The sequence below is a fragment of the Vibrio coralliilyticus genome (assembly GCF_024449095.1).
In the GTDB taxonomy this organism is placed as follows: domain Bacteria; phylum Pseudomonadota; class Gammaproteobacteria; order Enterobacterales; family Vibrionaceae; genus Vibrio; species Vibrio coralliilyticus_A.
The window spans coordinates 2,697,518-2,714,621 of sequence record NZ_CP024627.1 but is presented as its reverse complement, the minus strand read 5'-3'; the positions used below and the strand labels follow the sequence as shown (position 1 = coordinate 2,714,621).

The 17,104-nt window shown below is 46.2% G+C and carries 10 protein-coding genes; all 10 read right to left on the bottom strand.

The window, feature by feature from the left end; genetic code table 11:
• Positions 1-12: 12 nt before the first annotated feature.
• The gene (locus tag CTT30_RS12740; protein ID WP_252035324.1) at positions 13-2,421 is read right to left on the bottom strand and encodes a glycoside hydrolase family 94 protein; all 2,409 of its coding nucleotides are present in this window, start codon (positions 2,419-2,421) and stop codon (positions 13-15) included.
• Between the two features lie 88 nt (positions 2,422-2,509).
• Positions 2,510-4,417: a beta-N-acetylhexosaminidase gene (locus CTT30_RS12735; RefSeq protein ID WP_252035323.1), complete on the bottom strand. Its 1,908-nt coding sequence runs from the start codon at positions 4,415-4,417 to the stop codon at positions 2,510-2,512.
• 9 nt (positions 4,418-4,426) lie between these two features.
• Entirely contained in the window at positions 4,427-5,302 is an 876-nt protein-coding gene (locus CTT30_RS12730) for a glucosamine kinase nucleotide-binding domain-containing protein (protein WP_252035322.1), read from the bottom strand.
• 1 nt (position 5,303) lies between these two features.
• Complete coding sequence (locus tag CTT30_RS12725; RefSeq protein ID WP_252035321.1) at positions 5,304-7,025, bottom strand: glycoside hydrolase family 9 protein; 1,722 nt, start codon at positions 7,023-7,025, stop codon at positions 5,304-5,306.
• Positions 7,026-7,081: 56 nt separating this feature from the next.
• Entirely contained in the window at positions 7,082-8,077 is a 996-nt protein-coding gene (locus CTT30_RS12720; RefSeq protein WP_239837783.1) for an ABC transporter ATP-binding protein, read from the bottom strand.
• Positions 8,078-8,118: 41 nt separating this feature from the next.
• Positions 8,119-9,102: an ABC transporter ATP-binding protein gene (locus tag CTT30_RS12715; protein WP_239837782.1), complete on the bottom strand. Its 984-nt coding sequence runs from the start codon at positions 9,100-9,102 to the stop codon at positions 8,119-8,121.
• A gap of 2 nt (positions 9,103-9,104) precedes the next feature.
• Positions 9,105-10,130: an ABC transporter permease gene (locus CTT30_RS12710; protein ID WP_239865207.1), complete on the bottom strand. Its 1,026-nt coding sequence runs from the start codon at positions 10,128-10,130 to the stop codon at positions 9,105-9,107.
• Positions 10,131-10,132: 2 nt separating this feature from the next.
• Positions 10,133-11,119 (bottom strand): ABC transporter permease, encoded by a 987-nt coding sequence (locus CTT30_RS12705; RefSeq protein ID WP_239865206.1) that lies wholly within the window; start codon positions 11,117-11,119, stop codon positions 10,133-10,135.
• Between the two features lie 171 nt (positions 11,120-11,290).
• Positions 11,291-12,973 (bottom strand): ABC transporter substrate-binding protein, encoded by a 1,683-nt coding sequence (locus tag CTT30_RS12700; RefSeq protein WP_239865205.1) that lies wholly within the window; start codon positions 12,971-12,973, stop codon positions 11,291-11,293.
• 685 nt (positions 12,974-13,658) lie between these two features.
• The gene (locus tag CTT30_RS12695) at positions 13,659-17,045 is read right to left on the bottom strand and encodes a response regulator (protein WP_252035320.1); all 3,387 of its coding nucleotides are present in this window, start codon (positions 17,043-17,045) and stop codon (positions 13,659-13,661) included.
• Positions 17,046-17,104: the final 59 nt, after the last annotated feature.

Genomic DNA, 17,104 nt, shown 5'->3' with positions numbered 1-17,104 from the left:
CTCATTGGGTAGTTAACCAAGCACAACGACGACGTTGTTTACGCTACCTTTTGGCTGTACGGGTATCGTGACGCCAGACACTTTTTCTCCATTGACTAGGATCGATTTGACCCCTTTGCTCACTGAGTCTGGGTTCTCCACTTTGATGTTGTACGTCGCCTCTAGCCATTGGCGAGTTACTTCAAAACCGGGCCAATCAGTTGGGATACATGGGTCGATCGTTAAGCCATCGAAGCCTGTACGCACACCAAGAATAAAGTTGGTGACTGCGAAGTAAGCCCAGCCGGATGTCCCTGTTAGCCAAGGGTGGTTAGCTCGGCCATGATCTTGGTGATCGCGCCCCATAATGAACTGTACGTAGGAGTATGGTTCAGCGATGCGTTTTTCGATGATGTCGTTTTGGTTGTATGGGTTGAGTGCGTCGTAGAATTTCATTGCACGGTCACCACGGCCTAGTTTCGCTTCAGCAACCCAAGCCCATGGGTTTGGATGCGAGAAGATGGCCCCATTCTCTTTTACGCCTTGGTAAACACGGGTTACAAAGCCAATGTCGTCATTTGGTGTTGCAAAGGATGGTGAGTTGAGGTGTAAGCCGTATTCAGAGAATAGGTTCTCGTCTACGGCGTCCATCGCTTTTTCACCACGCTCTTGGGAGACCGCGCCAGAAAGTACGGCTAGTGTGTTCGACTCAAGGTGTACTCGACCTTCTGCTTGTTGCGCGGTACCAATCTTGTCGCCATTCTTCGTCAGACCACGGATGTACCAACCGCCTTCGTCATCCCAAAGGTGGGTTTCACATGCTTCACGAACATTTGCTGCCATTTCCGTGTATTTCTCAACGTCGGCTTGTTTACCTAGGTATTTCGCTAGGTCGATGAACTCTTGCAGTGCCCAGAAGTGTAGGAACGACACCATTGAAGATTCACCGCCTCCTAGGTTTAGGCAGTCATTCCAGTCTGCCCGCAGACCTTTACAGATACCGGTTTGACCCACATATTCAGCTGAGAAGTCTAGTGCGGCTTTCATGTGGTCATAAACGCTCGCGTCGCCGCCATCTGCGTAAGGGATCACTTCGTCAAAGAAGCTGTGCTCACCAGTTTCCATCACGTACTTACAGATGGTTGGAACTAGCCATAGATGGTCATCAGAACAGGTGTCTTCGATGCCGTGGATCTTGTCCTCGTCAGATGGAGTGGGAACAACCGTTGGTGATTTCGAGGGTTTAACGTCTGCTTTTTCAGGATCAAACCAATCTGGATCGAATAGGTGTAGGCCGTACCCCGCTTTTACTTGGCCGCGTAATAGGTCAACGATACGTTTACGCGTCATTTCTGGGTTGGCGTGAGGTACGGAAATCGCATCTTGCGCGGTATCGCGGTAACCAAGACCAGTGCGACCACCGACTTCGATGAACGACGCAAAGCGAGACCACACGACACAAGTTTCTGCTTGGTATAGCGTCCAAGCGTTGATCATTGTATCTAGGCCTTGGTTTGGCGATGTCACTTGGAACTTGCCACAACGCTCATCCCAGTGTGCTTTGATACCAGCGAATGCATTGTCGACTTCAGCAAGGTCTTGGTATTTAGCACGTAGACGCTCTCCGTTGCCTTTACCTATACCTAGAATGTAGGCAAAGCGTACTTCTTCACCAGGCTGGATAGTAAACTGCTTATGCAGAGAGCCGCAGTGGTTGTAACATGTTTGCGCGGTGTTGAAACATTGACCTTGTTCTACGGCTAGCGGGTTTGCTTCGTCGCGGTATAGACCTAGGAAACTGTCACGTTGGCCGTCGTATGAATCTGGGTCAAACGTCGAAGCTAGGTAGTAGAAACCTTCGGCATCGTTGGTATTGTAATACAGGTCGTACTCAATCACGCCCTCGTTGTAAGCCGTGCCTGCTGAGTACAGAGACATCTGATGGTTTTGGTTATCAGATTGAATGTGGCTGAATGAGAACTCAACAAATGAGAATGCGCTGATGGTACGTGGTTTGTCAGAGGTGTTTTTAATCACTACATCCCAGATTTCAGCATCTTCACCTTTTGGTACGAATAGTGTTTTGGTTGCGATAATGTCGCTGTATTCACATTTGAACTTAGAGTAAGACAAGCCATGGCGAACTTCGTAGTTGGCTTCATCTAAGCTTTTTGCAACGGGTTGCCAAGAGATTGACCAGTAGTCCCCCGACTCATCATCACGCAGGTAAACGTAGTGCCCCGGGCGATCGAATGTTGCGTTAGGGCGGAATTTAGTAACACGGTTGTATTCTGGAGAGTTGTAGAATGAGTAGCCGCCCGCGTTGTGCGAGATAACCGTACAGAACTTCTCTGTGCCCAAATAATTTGTCCATGGTGCAGGGACATCAGGGCGAGTAATGACGTATTCGCGATTGTCGTTATCGAAATAGCCGTATTTCATGTTTTATTCCTTTTCCTACTGCCACTGAAGCCGTGGCCTAATATATTTGCTAGAGAAAACTGCTAAGGGCTATGGCCGTCAGCAAAAGTTACTTCCAAGGGTTGCGATAATTGATGCGTTGCTTATCCAATAAAGATAAGTGGCCTTTCAGTCTTGCTTGATAGTCGTGCCAGTCGCGATGTTCTTTCATTGTCCAGCAAGCTTCCGCTAGTGCTGTGAGACGAGGGAACACCATATAATCAAGCCGTGGTTGATTGTGGATAAGTTCACACCATAGAGCGCACTGAATACCAAGAATGCGTTTACGTATTGGGTCCTCATCTGGAATATCCGCGAGGGGTTCATAGCGGTAGGCGCTTTCAAGTGGAATGACGTTTGCCCAGTCAACCCCCGGCTCTTCTGGTGCGTAATCTTGGGCCATATCTAAATAGGTGGACTGAGCTGGCTGAAGGATGACATCAAATCCTTGTTTGGCACATTTGAGTGCAGCGTCTTCACTCAGCCATGAATAAATGACAGTATCTTTACTGACTTTGTCGCCATGTTGGGCTTCCTCCCAACCAACCATGCGTTTGCCGAGTGAGCGTAGCTTCTGCTCGGCATAGCGAAGCAGGTGTCCCTGCAGTTCTTTGCTATTTTGATATCCTTGGGTTTCCATCAGAGCTTGGCAGTTTGCGCTTTGTAGCCAGACACCGTCGGGCACTTCATCGGCGCCTATATGCACCCAAGGTGCAGGGAACAGCTGGGCAACTTCTTCGAGTACTTTATCGAGAAACTCATACGTACCAGGAATTGAAGGGGAAAGTACATTGTCGGTGTAATGTTGAATACTGCGAAATTCTGACTTATCGCTAGGGTCACAAAGCAATTCAGGCAATGCTTTAATCGCTGCGCGGCAGTGCCCAGGAATATCAATCTCTGGAATGACGGTGATTCCGCGCTCTTGAGCATAAATAATCACTTCACGCACTTGTTGCTGGGTATAGTAACCGCCATACATGCTAGATAGGTGGCTGAATTGAGGCTCAAGTGTCGCTGTTTGACCACGATGAGCTCCTACTTGTGTTAGCTGTGGAAATGCGTTGATTTCCAGCCTCCAGCCTTCATCATCGGTTAAGTGCCAGTGAAAAGTGTTGAATTTGTAATGAGCGAGTTGATTGATCAGTCTTTTGATATCTTCGAGCGGATGAAAGTGACGGGCGCAGTCAAGCATCATGCCGCGATATCTAAAGCGCGGTGTATCCACGACTTTGACATACGGAACCGAGAGTTGATGGTTTTCCTGCTTGATCAATTGCATTAAGGTTGCGCTCGCATGAACAAAACCAGCTGCTGAAGCGGATTCGATCCGGATGCCTGTGGCAGAAACGAATAACTGATACTGGCCTTCATCGAGGGTAGGGTTATTGCGAAACAAAATTTCGCTTTGACCAATCGCTTTAGCTTGATAGCCATACAAAGTCTGGAGTTCGTCTTCGAGCCATGTTGCTGCTTTTTCAGCTTGAGCGGTTTGGAGAGTGATTTGACTGGCGGCAGATAAATAAAAAACGCCCTCCTGATAGCTAATATGATTAGGCATAGGTATCAGCGCATGTTCAGCCGCTGTGGTCGGAGATAACTGAGTACGTTCTTGGTAAGGGGAGGCGAGCACGATGGGTGTTATTGAAACCGGCAATTTAATGGCACCATGCTGGTTGAGCACTAACGCATCTTTCAACCCATCAGTATAGAAACGTAATGGGGCAGTATTGATGCTAAATTCGCAATAATAATGCTGATTGGCCGCCAAAGTGTGATTATCTGGCTCAACAACACAAAAGCTCCCTGTTTGCTTTATTTGCCCGTTACTGAAGCTATCGGGAAGGATGTATCGGTCAATGATAAACTGTAATTGCCAGTTCACTAGCGTTTGTTCAGATAGGTTGTGCAGGGTTAGACCAAACCGGCAGTAGTGTTTGTGTTCTGATAAGACAGTAAGGTCAATGCGATAGCTCATGATAACCTCTTAATACAAATTGTGTTCAGGCTTGCCTGCAAACATCAAGGCACCTTCAATCGCGTCGAGCTTTGGCTCAACAATCCATTGTTGGACAGGAGGAGAAAGCCAATCGTAAATGCGTTCTGCGATACTCCCCATTAAACAAATTCGTGTTGCTCCTTTGCGATGAAGAGCACAAATGAACATTTCGATATCTTCAGCAGTCTGCTTAAGCAGTGAAAGTGCTAATGGGTCTGCGCTTTTAGCGTAGTGAAATATTGTTGGTGAGAATTGGCCATAATCCCGAGGCAAGGCGTGTTTAGACCAGCTAACAATCTGATCAACATCGTTGGAGAAATGAGCCATCACCTTATGACATAGCGGAGTTTTCTCTTGAATACCATCCTCTGCTAGTAAGACTTTCTGGATGAGCCTTAGCCCCATAATTGCGCCACCACCTTGATCGGAAATGGGAAATTCGCGACCACCAACGACATGTTGTTCGCTACCAGCCAAGTAAATGCCACACGATCCTGTGCCAGCGATCATGATGGCGCCACTATCTCCATTGTGGGCGCCTAAGCAGGCACCATAAGCATCAGTATTGAGCACCAGTGAAGCAAAAGGGTGAGTAAGAGCCATGAAGTCATGCCAAGTGGATTTTTGTTCGGCTCCTGCAAGGGCTAAACCTAAGTGCATGTATTGGAAGTGGGTATGATCTAAGCCTGCACCTTGGGCGGCTTTGGAAGTCGCTTCGATAATGGAGTTCAGCGCAATGTCTACACCCAGCAAAATGTTGGCACTACCACTTTTGGCTTCGCCTAGTAGCTTTCCGTGTGGATCTCTGATGCGTACGCGACAGGAAGTGCCACCACCATCCACACCAACGTAATAATGCGTCATCTTAGTGATTCTCCGTGGATTGAAAATGCGTGTGTTGGGCGAGTATAGCTAGCAGGAACCATGCGCCATGAGGGAGCCATTGCTCACCCCAGCGCCAGTTCTGTAGCATGTCATCTTTGTGCTCATTAGGGTTAAAAGCGATCCCTTCGGCGTCATCAAATCCTGCAGTGATACCATTGCAAATACCGCCTTTGGCATTAAAGAAACCGAGATGGGGTAAGTAGTTAGGGTTGTTATGTCCATGACCATCTAACATACACATGTCATACGGATTTAACCCAAGAATCCAGTTAAGGGCGTGCTGTGAGAAATCAGTTAATGCTTGTTTGAGGTTGGTATCGGTTAAGTGAGTTTGAGCAAGGTATCCCATGCTGGCTAATGAGGCTAATCGAGCATTTTCTCCTTGCCACCAGTAACCACTCTCATTGTCTTGCGCGATGAAAAAAGAGTCACGCTTGCTTTGGCTGACCCCTTTGACGTACTGACGAGGATAGCCGAATGGGTTAGCGACTTTATGGGTAATAGATAACTCGAAATAGCAAGCTTGTGTGAGCGTTGCTAAGACGGATTCATACAAATCTGAACGGTTTTCTATCTCTAAATATTGGCACAACGCAATCGCGGGTAACCCAGCTTCGGCTGCATGATAATAAGGTCTAGAGCCATCGCTGTTGGCCGACCAGAAGTGCTGAATGTAAGCATCAGAGTGTTGGCGCTGTGTGAGACGTTGAGCCCAGTCGCGACTTTCCTCTAAATAGTGAGTATTGAGTGTGGTCTTATAAAGCTCGGTTGAGGCGAGCAAAGCGCAATACTCATCAATGATATTTTCTTCACCATCATCAAGGTAGTAGCGATTGCACTCTTTGAGGTGCTGGTAGCCTAATTCAGCAGTATGGAGGTATCGTTGAGTGCTGAATTCTCCTTTTTTACCTAATCGGGCGGCGGCTGCCAACGCTGCAATGCTCGCTCCTGCGCCTTGGCGGAAGCCCGCTTGAAAACCCTCTGATTTATGGCCTTCTTGTGTGGCGTAGGCACAAATTTCGCGTTGCTCTGGATCTTTTGACCACTTATCAAATACCGTTGTGTAGAAATAACCGGACTTATGCTGCATTCTGACCAAAAAATCAGCACCAAATAGAGCTTCTTCTTCCATCCTTGAGCGAGTGTAGGAAGCCAAGCTAGTACTGGATTGGCTCAACTCGAGGCCTTTAAGAATATTCCAAACCACAATTGGAATCTGTTGAGGATTGAGGTAGTTAGCATAAGAAAGGTGGCTTAGGTATTTGCTGACATCACCTGATGCGTCATACCAACCGCCACTGACATCCACGCGTTCTTCAGTATTGAACAGTGGAACACTTTGATCCTGACGATCGTAGATGCCGCTGCAGCGTTGGGATTTAAAATAGTGCAGTACGTCTGAAAGCGTTGACGTTAGAAGTCTATCTTTTGCGATGGAGAAGATCTCAGACTGACTGTTATCAAAAGTGAGGTAGTAGCGCCCAGCTTTCTGAATGTTAGAAAAATCAATGCGAAAAAAATATCCCTGGTGCCAATTTGCGACTCGAGTGCCAGTCTCGACATCCAGTGACGCAACAGTCTGATGACTATCTGCACACACCAAAAGGGCAGTGGAAGATGGTAGGTTGGGTACATCTGCCATTAGAATAGCCTGTTTTGGTCCCAGGGATTCATAACCAATGTGGTTAGTAAGTAGCAGCATTGAAATCTCCGAGTGGTTAGGTGAAGCCAGCCACTCTTGCTGACTTCGATATTGTTTTAGTGTTGGTACAAGTAACAGCGCACAAAGTGGTTGTCTGACAGTTGAGTGACTTCCGGAAGCTGCTCACGGCATTGACTAGTGGCATGTTGGCAACGTCCAGCGAAAGGGCACCCTAGAGAACTTGGAGTCCAAAGAGGGATTTCGCCCTTATTGCCTTTTAACTTTTCGTGAATCGATTTGCTTGGATCTGGTACTGCTGAGACCAATAGCTGGGTGTATGGATGCTGAGGGTTGTGAATTATCTCTTCGGTGTCCCCCCATTCAACCATATGGCCCACATACATCACGGCAAGATCTTCGGCAATGTAACGAGCTGTAGCGATATCGTGAGTGATATAAAGCAGTGACATCTGCTTCTCAAATTTCATTTCTTCCATTAAGTTGAGCACACCAGCTCGAATCGACACATCCAGCATTGATGTTGGTTCGTCGGCTAGTACCACCTCTGCACCTACGGCAATGTTGCGCGCAAGATTAACCCTTTGGCGTTGCCCACCAGATAGTTGGTGGGGAAATTTCTGAGAGGTTTCTTTAGGCGGGATCAGCCCGACTTGTTCGAGTAGATCGTAAACACGCTCTTCAAGCTCTTTCTTATTACCAGGCTTCACTTTTTTGTGAATCAGTAATGGACGGGCAATGTGGTGAAAAATGTTGTGGGTTGGATTTAAAGATCCAAATGGGTCTTGCCACACCATCTGAACCCCTTCTCGGTAAGCCATCAGATCAGATCGAGAATCAATCGTTTTGATATCTCTTCCTTTGTATTCAATGGTTCCAGATGTCGGGGCATACATTTTTGCGATCATTTTGGCTGTGGTTGATTTACCTGAACCAGATTCGCCGACCACTGAAAGGCCACGACTTTTATACATTCTGAATGATACGTCGTTGATTGCACGCATCATGGGTTGTTGTAGTGCATTGCTGTTAATCGGAAAATCCTTAACTAGATTTTTTCCTTCGATTAGTAGTTCGCCAAATTCTTTGCTCATCATTCTCTCCAGTATTTTTACTTTGTTGTCTCGTGCCAGCGCTAGAGTTTGGCTTGGGCGATAGGTTCGCCATAAAGGTGGCAGTTTGAGAAACGATTTGGCTCTATTTGTTTCAGTTGAGTTGGTATCTTGGTACAGGTTTCATGTACGCGATCACAGCGAGCTTGGAATCGACAACCTTGGGGGATTTCAAGCAAGTTAAGCGGATTACCTGGAATACCAGTTAACTTAGTTTTAGGGCCAGTTAATGGAGGGAAAGAGCTACCTAGTCCTTTGGTATATGGATGGTACGGGCTCTCGAGAATTTGCTTTGATGGAGCAACTTCGATTAATTCACCCGAGTACATGATGCCAATGCGATCAGAAAACTCGACCATCAAAGAAAGGTCATGAGTAATGAATAAGATTGAGAATCCAAACTCTTCTTTCAGAGCGTAGATTTTCTGTAAAATCTCGCGCTGAACGACCACATCTAACGCCGTAGTGGGTTCGTCCATGATGATCATTTTAGGGTTGAGTGCCAAAGCAATTGCAATAACTAAACGCTGGCGCATACCACCGGAGAACTGATGTGGATAATCTGTCAGTCGACTTGGATGAATATCGACGATTTCCAACAAGCCTTCAGCACGATTACGAGCTTGTTCTCGTGTCATATTGGTATGGCGCATGATCACATCGCAAAACTGCTCTTCCATCGGAAGAACGGGGTTTAATGCGTTCATGGCACTTTGGAAAACCATTGACATTTCACTCCAGCGAAAGGCCTGCATACGCTCATCGCTGTAGTTGAGAATGTTCTCACCATTGAAGATAACTTCACCGCCAGTGATAAATGCGGGTGGCTTATGTAGGCGCATCAGTGAGAAGGCCACAGTGGATTTTCCGCAACCTGATTCTCCGGCCAAACCGAAGACTTCACCAGGCGCTATATCAAAGCTGACATTGTTGCAAGCACGGACGTCGCCAGCTGCCGTAATATAGTCAACACATAGGTTACGGATAGAAATGAGTGGTGCTGTCATGATTATTTATCTCCGCTCCAAAGTGCACTTTGTGGGGCCAATTCTGGCTCACGTTCTTTTTTGTCTTGCTGAGCAAGTTTTTTCCAGCGCTTCATCCCTTTGTGAGAGCGCAGCTGTGGATTGGCGATTTCATCGACCGCGAAGTTGAGTAAGGCCAAGCCAGTAACGAGTAGGACTAGAGCAGCACAAGGGGCAAACAGTTCCCACCAAGCGCCAATCAACATTGAAGATGAGGTCTGAACGTTGTAGAGCATGATGCCCCAACTCACCGTATTCGGGTCGCCTAATCCAAGAAATGAGATTGTTGCTTCCATCATGATGGCGTACATAACTGAACCGATAAAACTTGCACCGACAATCGGGATAAGGTTAGGGAGGATCTCTACAAAGATGATTCGCCAAGATGATTCACCAAGTACCTCTGCCGCTTTAACAAACTCTTTTTCTCGTAAAGCTAAGGTTTGCGAGCGAACGACTCGTGCTCCCCAAGCCCAAGCTGTGAGGCCAATGATCATCGCAATGGTTAATGGACCCGCTTCGCCAATAAAGGCTGCGAGAACGAACAATAGTGGGTATTGTGGAATGACCAGCATGATGTTCATCGCTGCGGTTAGGATGTCATCGATACGTCCCCCGAAGTAGCCTGCAGAGATACCAATCACTGTGGCGAGAAAACACACGGTGATACCGGCACCAAAACCTACGGCGAGAGATACTCGCGCACCATGGATAAATTGAGACCAGACATCACGTCCCATGCGTGTTGTACCGAGAGTGTGATCCGCTTTTTTTGACATCAGCAGGGTTCGGCGATCTGTGGCAAGGTTTTCTGCTACCCAGCCATCTGGGTTGGCTTGAGCAGCCTTAACAACAAAAGCAGGATATTCATGCGGGTTACCTGTACGTTTATCAGGCGCGTGTTTACTGAGTAGCGGTGCAGCAAGAGCGATGAACAGAAAAACACTGATGATGATGCTACCAACCAAAGCGATTGGGTTACCTATGATGAGTTTGATGAATCCCTTCATGATTATTTACCTCCCTTACGTAGGCGAGGGTCGAGTACAACGTAAAGCATGTCAGCCAGCAGGTTAAAGAACAGCATAAACAGCGTCATGATCAGTAATTGACCTTGAAGCACCTGATAATCACGGGCTTTGATCGCATTGAACAGTACCGAGCCTAGGCCTGGGTAGTTGAAGATGATTTCGATGATGAGCTGGCCACCAATAGCCATACCTAATGCCATTGATAAAGCGGTGACACTCGGTAATAAGGCGTTACGAGCGGCATAGTTGAACACGACGCGGTTCTCGCTCAATCCTTTGCCTTTAGCCATGGTGATGTAATCTTCTGCAAGAAGGTTAATCATGTTGTTTCGCATGTTAACGAGGAAGCCACCTATTTGGACAACTGAAGCGCAGAATAGGGGTAAAACTGCGTGATAAGCCACGTCTTTGATGAACGCCCAGCTTGTCCAGTCAGGTAAAGTACCAGCGGTGTACGCATACCCTGTAGGGAACCATTTCAAACCAATAGCAAAGATGAACATGGCGAGCATGGCTATCACCACTTGTGGTACAGCTTGGATGATCAGCATTCCTGGAGTAATGAAGGCATCGTACTTACTGCCTCGTTTCCAAGCGGCATAAATACCGAGAATAGAACCTAATGAAAAAGATAAAACAACGGCGGTACCCGCAAGAAAGAGTGACCAGCCAAAAGCACTTCCTAGCAACTCATTCACAGATAAAGGGTAAAACTGAATCGATGTTCCCAGCTCCCAGCTGAGAATGTTCTTCATGTACGCGATGTATTGAACAAATAGTCCACCATCAACAAAACCGAGCAGTTCTTTCATCGCGGCAATGCGCTCTGGGGTCACTTGTACTGATGCATTTGCGAACATCATGGTGACCGGATCGCCCGGCATCGCCCGGGGAATAATAAAATTAAGTGTTGCTGCAACTAATAGTGCGACAAAATAAAATGACAAACGTCTTAAAAAATAGCCCATAACTTACACCTTACTGACCCAGATATTTCCTGTTTCTGGTTTCAGGTCGCTCCTAGCGAAAAGCCAAAATTGAGAGCGAACAATCCCCTGACGACTGGCGCCATACTTTAAATAGTCAAAAGCTTGGGGGATAAAGCGGTGCACGGGATGTGCACCGCAAAGATTGAACGCTTACTTAACTGGTTTTAGGTCCAGTACGTGAAGTAGACGCTCAGGGATACCAGCCCAAATGTTTGGACGGCCCTTCGGATTGTCTTTATTCCACCAACCTGTGAAGCGTGTTGTGTTGTACTGATACATGTAGGCACCAGACATAACAGGCACGGTCACTTGGTCTGCGGCGATGATTTGCTGGATACCATGAGCAATTTCTAGCTGCTCACTCTTGTCAGCGGTTTTGTAGAAGCTGTTAAGAAGTCCATCAAGTTTATCGTTTTTGTAGAAGTGCATAGCAAAGCGAGGCATGCCGTCACCAGATTGCAATGATGAGTTGTATGCACTGTTCCAGTAAGTATATGGATCTGCACCGTGGAAGTAGTTGGTGTACGATACGTCGTATGTTCCTTCCAACATAGCTTGATTGTAGACAGAGAAATCAGGTGTACGTGCTTTCGCTTTAATCCCCACTTCGGCCAGCTGTTCAACTGCCAGTTGAACTGTGTTGTTGAAGTCTGTCCAACCATTTGGTGACTGAATTAGCAGCTCAAATGATTTGCCAGATGGGGTATCGACGAAACCATCATTGTTGACATCTTTAAAGCCAGCTTTGTTGAGAAGATCTTTAGCGCCCTTGACGTTGTATGTGTTGTATGTTTTGTACTTGTCGTGAACTTTTTCATCTGACCAAGCTTCAAAGGCATAGCCGAGGCCAGAGGCAAAGTCATTCACTGTGCCACCACCGTAGAAGGCAATATCGATGATAGTCTGACGGTCTAGAGCCATTGAGAATGCACGGCGAAAATCGACATTAGTTAATGCTTCGTTTTTCGCGGCGTCTGGGTTCTTAAAGTTAATCACGAATGCTTGAGTACCTGCTGGTGGGTACCAGTACTGGTGATTTGGACTAGAGGCTGCGTAGGTGCGGTCAATATCTGGAATGAAAGATGATGTCCAATCCATTTCGCCGTTAACCACTTTACCTAGGAACTGATCGTTGTTTGCAATTTGAGGCACGCGAAGACAATCGACTTCTAGGTTGTCGGCATCCCAGTAGTTTGGATTGCGACACTGGATGTACAGTTGCGCAGTGAAGGTATCGATCTCAGTGAAAGGGCCTGAACCAACAGGATTCTCATTGGTAAAAGTGGCTGGATCTTTTACGTCTTTCCAAACGTGTTCAGGAACAACAGGTACCTTGGCAATTTCGTAAGGAACGTTTGAGTTCGCTTCAGTTAGGCGGAACTTAACTTGGTAGTCATTCAGCTTTTCAACGCCAGCTACCCATGAGTTGATACCACTTTGGTCAAGCTCTGGCTTTTCTTTAACTAAATTAAAAGAGTAAACCACGTCGTTCGCATCAAATGCCTCACCATCTGACCACTTTACCCCTTTGCGAATGTCAAACGTTACGCTCATAAGATCGTCAGACATTTTGAAGTTTTCTGCCAAACGGAATACTGGTGTGTTGCCGTGCATTTCATTAAATACAACAAGGGGTTCGTATAGAAAGTCCGTTGTTGTGTGTAGGTTAGTGGCACCTAGGAATGGGTTAAAGTTGCGTACAAAAGTGGTGAACTCTTTAGGGTGTACTGTTAATTCACTGCGCTCAGCAGCCGTTGCGACAGAAGTAAACCCAGTTGTCGCGGTTGCAATAATTGCTGTAGCTAGTGCAGTTTTTTTTATGTTGGCAAGCATAGCTGTTCCTTACTATTTGCTTTCATTTCACTGTATGGAAGTTGATGGTTCTTAATAAATAGACATTTCCTAAACACCTACCTCAATCTTCATTCCCTCATACCGAAGGAGTCGAGGGTATTGAGTGGCCTGTAGGCCTTAGGCAAGTTAAGAAAACACCTTTACGTTAAATTTGGCAATTAGCTTTCTCGTTAAAAACGTTAAAAAGTACCCAAACGACGTTAATAACGTTGATTCGTCCTTTTTTTAGTCTGTTGTTGACGTATTGTTAAATTTGAGTTCACTCGCACTATTCACTGATCTTAAAATTATATGTGAGTGCTCACTAACTTATTGTGGTTTTGTTTTTAAGGTCTGTCTTTGATTTGGTTTGTATGTGAGATCATTATCACTAGTGTTGGGGAGGGTTAATTTATAGTGAAAAATTAATTCTGCCGTCTTGTTGTGATTATGTTCGCAAACTGAATTCTTTTCTTTAAATCCTGGTGAAGTAACGGCCCTTTTCTCTATTAAGTTGATTTGAATTGTCGGTCTTTGCTAGGGGAATATGAGTTGTTTTATGTTGTGTAAAAACTCTTTAACTCCCTTTTGGGCTCAGTGGCCGACGTGCGTAAGGTGTATGCCGATAGCTTGGTTTAGGCAATAAAAAAGCCCGTTTCCGGGCTTAATCAATAGACTGGGTTGTTTAGCTGGTGAGAAGGTGTTGAAGCTTGTCACGAAGGTTTTCAATATGGGTTCGCTCAGGGCTCATCTCTTTACAGTGTTCCAAAATGTACTCTAATGAGCTCAACACGGTTCGCCAGCGAGGTGTTTTAGGCAACGTCTCGACTCGTAGATATTTATCTAGAGTTCGAGTTTGTAATGTACTGCGGTCAAGGTACACTCGCCACAAACCACTTTGCTCTGCAAATGCAAACTTACTTTGGCCCGTGACACTTTCCCAGTAATTCAGGGCACTTGTCATGGAATCGACCAATACTTCACGCATAATTTCCTGTTTGGACTTATTATCCGTTGTGACGCGGTCGGCCAAGCGTGTGAACTCACCTCCGAGTTCTTTTAATTCCTGAAGTTTGGCTTTGTCGCCTTCGAAGGCATAGCTGGAAAGCGCTTCAATGGCTGTTTCAAGATTGGTAATGCGTGCTGCATTCACACCACCACCGACATCGAAAATATACATGGATTTCAGCCCAGATCCCTCGGGAAGCTTTAGAATATCCGCAGATAAATGCTGACGAACATCTTCCACGTATATATCAATGACTCCACAATAATGCGGCTGTTCTACATTAAGGTATTTGGGTGCGATAAGTTCATCGGCGCTGGAGCGTCTAAGCTGCTCGGTTGTGCGCTTAAATAGTCTTGAGGCCGCGTCATTGGTGAAACGGACTTTATTATCATCACGCACACAGATAATAGCTTCTGGGGCAGACTCTAACTGTTCTAGTAATCGTCCTTGGGTTTCCAGCAGGCTAGCTTCAACCATGGCGCGCTGTTTAAGCTCATTTTGTAATTGTTGATTTTCAATTCTGCGCTGCTCCGCCTTACTGGCGGTTAAGTGTGCGGTTATTCGAGCGGCGAGTTCCTGTTTATTGAATGGCTTTGATAAGTAATCGTTCGCTCCGGCTTCAAAACCACGTACACGATCGTCAGGCTGATTTAATGCAGTCAGCATAATGACAGGTAATTGAGCGTGGTCGTAATCTTGTCGAAGCGTTTCGCACACTTGATAGCCGCTCATACCCGGCATCATGATATCGAGCAATAAAAGTTCGGGCTTCTCTTCTCGAACTGAGCCAATCGCTTCTTCCCCATTGTTAGCCGTACGTACTCGGTAACCTTCTAAACGGAGGAAGCTGTCTAACACACGTAGGTTGACCGGTTCGTCATCCACAATCAATAACAATGGCCCTTCGGGGTTTTCAGGCAAATTTGAACTCTCTATGAGTTCAAGATTATTGCTCTCCGGTGCAACGAAGTGAGCGTTCTCAATATCGTTGATTTGAGCGATCTGCTCTACTGATGCGATTGGTAGAGTGAAGCTGAAAGTGGTGCCGACCATTGGCTGGCTGCTCACATAGAGCGTACCTTGCATCAAATCAATTAACTGTCGGCTAATGGATAGGCCTAACCCTGCCCCTTGTCGATAGCGGCTGCTGTCGCTACCCGCTTGAATGAGTGGCTCAAAGATATGTTCCAGTTGATCGGCTGGTATACCTTGGCCAGTATCGACAACTTGTACGCGGATATTATCATCAACCTGAGTGGCAGATATGACGATTTTGCCTTCACTGGTGTACTTAATGGCATTGCCAACCAAGTTATACAGTACCTGCTCAAGACGTTGTGGATCCGCACTGACCCAAAGAGGATCGGTAGGAACTTGGTTGATAATGCGAATTGGCTTGTTACCGACAAGGTGAGAAGACAGCTCCAAAACCAATCGTGTTGCGCCAGAAATGTCCACTGCGCGGGTTTCGATATCCAGATTACCATAACGCATTTTGTGATAATCAAGTAAATCATCGACTAAGGTTGCCAGCCTTTGACCACTACTGATGATGATATCAAGTTGATATTTGTGGCTGGCGGTGATGGGGCCATTCGCACCTGAAATCAGGGCTTCGGCAATCCCAACCATGCCATGCAAAGGCGTGCGTAATTCATGGGAAGTTGTGGCAAGAAACTCGTCTTTGAGTTTGTTGGCTAGCTGTAATTCATCATTTTGCTTCTGAATCAGTTTTAGATTGCTTTCCAGTTCTTCATTTTGCTGTTTGATGAGCTGCATTTTGTCACGGATGGAGCGTTGCATACGTTCAAAGCTCACCGCGAGACGACCAATTTCATCTTTACGCTCAGTATTGATGATATCGGTGTCAAGGTCGCCAGCTGAGACTTTCTCTGCAGCCCAAGTCAACTTAAGAAGCGGTGCGGTAATAAAGTTGGATAAGTAATGCGATGCCGCGACTACCAGTACAATTGCACATAACATGGCGAAGATGAAGAGGGTTTCGAGCTGATTCACTCGAGCAAAGGCTTCTTTTTCTGGAACTTCAACCACAATTGCCCATTCTACACCTTTGAAAGATATCGGGCTGTAAGCGGCAATAGTCGCTTCTCCAACTGTATTGATGTAAGTACCTACTTCCGTTCTTCCTGATAGCGCTAAGTCTACGACTTCGCGACTTTTGTCGATGTCTTCTTGCTCATAAGCCATGGTGCGTGAACGATGGTCGGCACCTACCAACAAGGTTTTCATAGCTGAAGCATTGTTGGTATCAGCGATCAGCTTAGTGATGCCATTATTCGGTAAGCGGAACATGGCATAGCTATGGAGGTAACCTTGCTGAATTATGGGCGCACCTAGCCAAGCAACGGGTTTCCCTTTATCCATTTCAAAATCAGAAATGATAACAGGGGTATAATCTTCATTGGTCTTACGCTTTTCGGTGACTTGAGTTTTGAGCTTATGGAAAGTTTTGCCTAGGTTGCTATCGCGGAAACGACCAGTGAGGAGGTTAGTACCGTAGTTATCGTGTTTGTAGATCGAATAGGTGACATTACCTTCTAAATCAACTAGGAGGACGTCGTCAAAGTCAGAGCGTTTGAGAAGCTCTAGGTAAGCACGATGGTAGCGTTTATGCAGTAGGCGGTAGCGTTCAGTACCACTATAAACCTTAGACTGAGGAAGAATGGATGTTTTTATTTGATCGCCTGAACCTTGAATATAACGTCGTTGGGCGTAGTCACGTGCTTGTTCAATATCTAACCCTAAGCTACGAAAAGCATTGACCAATCCATAAAAGCGTCCACCGCTCGCATAAGCCAATTCTGAACGAACGAACCCCATGACTTCAGATTCTTTTGCATACATATAATCGACGACTTGTTGCTGTTTGCTGTCGCGTACTGAGAGCAAGTGCGAAGTGCTTTGTTCTTGCAGATCTTTGGTGTGAGATTGTAAAAAGAAGATAGCGATAATGGTGAGAGGGGTAATGCTGAGCACCAAAAACGCTAGCATCAAAGTATGTTGCAGGCGCTTGAATTTTTGTTTTCGATACAACTTAAACATGAGCTAACGAGACTTTCCGTAATCAAGATAGGCATACAATGCCCAAGTAAAATGTCACT

Excerpts from the sequence above, each read along its gene's own strand:
- CTT30_RS12740 (WP_252035324.1), bottom strand. The coding sequence starts at position 2,421 with ATGAAATACGGCTATTTCGATAACGACAATCGCGAATACGTCATTACT.
- CTT30_RS12710 (WP_239865207.1), bottom strand. The coding sequence starts at position 10,130 with ATGAAGGGATTCATCAAACTCATCATAGGTAACCCAATCGCTTTGGTT.
- CTT30_RS12735 (WP_252035323.1), bottom strand. The coding sequence starts at position 4,417 with ATGAGCTATCGCATTGACCTTACTGTCTTATCAGAACACAAACACTAC.
- CTT30_RS12730 (WP_252035322.1), bottom strand. The coding sequence starts at position 5,302 with ATGACGCATTATTACGTTGGTGTGGATGGTGGTGGCACTTCCTGTCGC.
- CTT30_RS12700 (WP_239865205.1), bottom strand. The coding sequence starts at position 12,973 with ATGCTTGCCAACATAAAAAAAACTGCACTAGCTACAGCAATTATTGCA.
- CTT30_RS12720 (WP_239837783.1), bottom strand. The coding sequence starts at position 8,077 with ATGAGCAAAGAATTTGGCGAACTACTAATCGAAGGAAAAAATCTAGTT.
- CTT30_RS12715 (WP_239837782.1), bottom strand. The coding sequence starts at position 9,102 with ATGACAGCACCACTCATTTCTATCCGTAACCTATGTGTTGACTATATT.
- CTT30_RS12705 (WP_239865206.1), bottom strand. The coding sequence starts at position 11,119 with ATGGGCTATTTTTTAAGACGTTTGTCATTTTATTTTGTCGCACTATTA.
- CTT30_RS12725 (WP_252035321.1), bottom strand. The coding sequence starts at position 7,025 with ATGCTGCTACTTACTAACCACATTGGTTATGAATCCCTGGGACCAAAA.
- CTT30_RS12695 (WP_252035320.1), bottom strand. The coding sequence starts at position 17,045 with ATGTTTAAGTTGTATCGAAAACAAAAATTCAAGCGCCTGCAACATACT.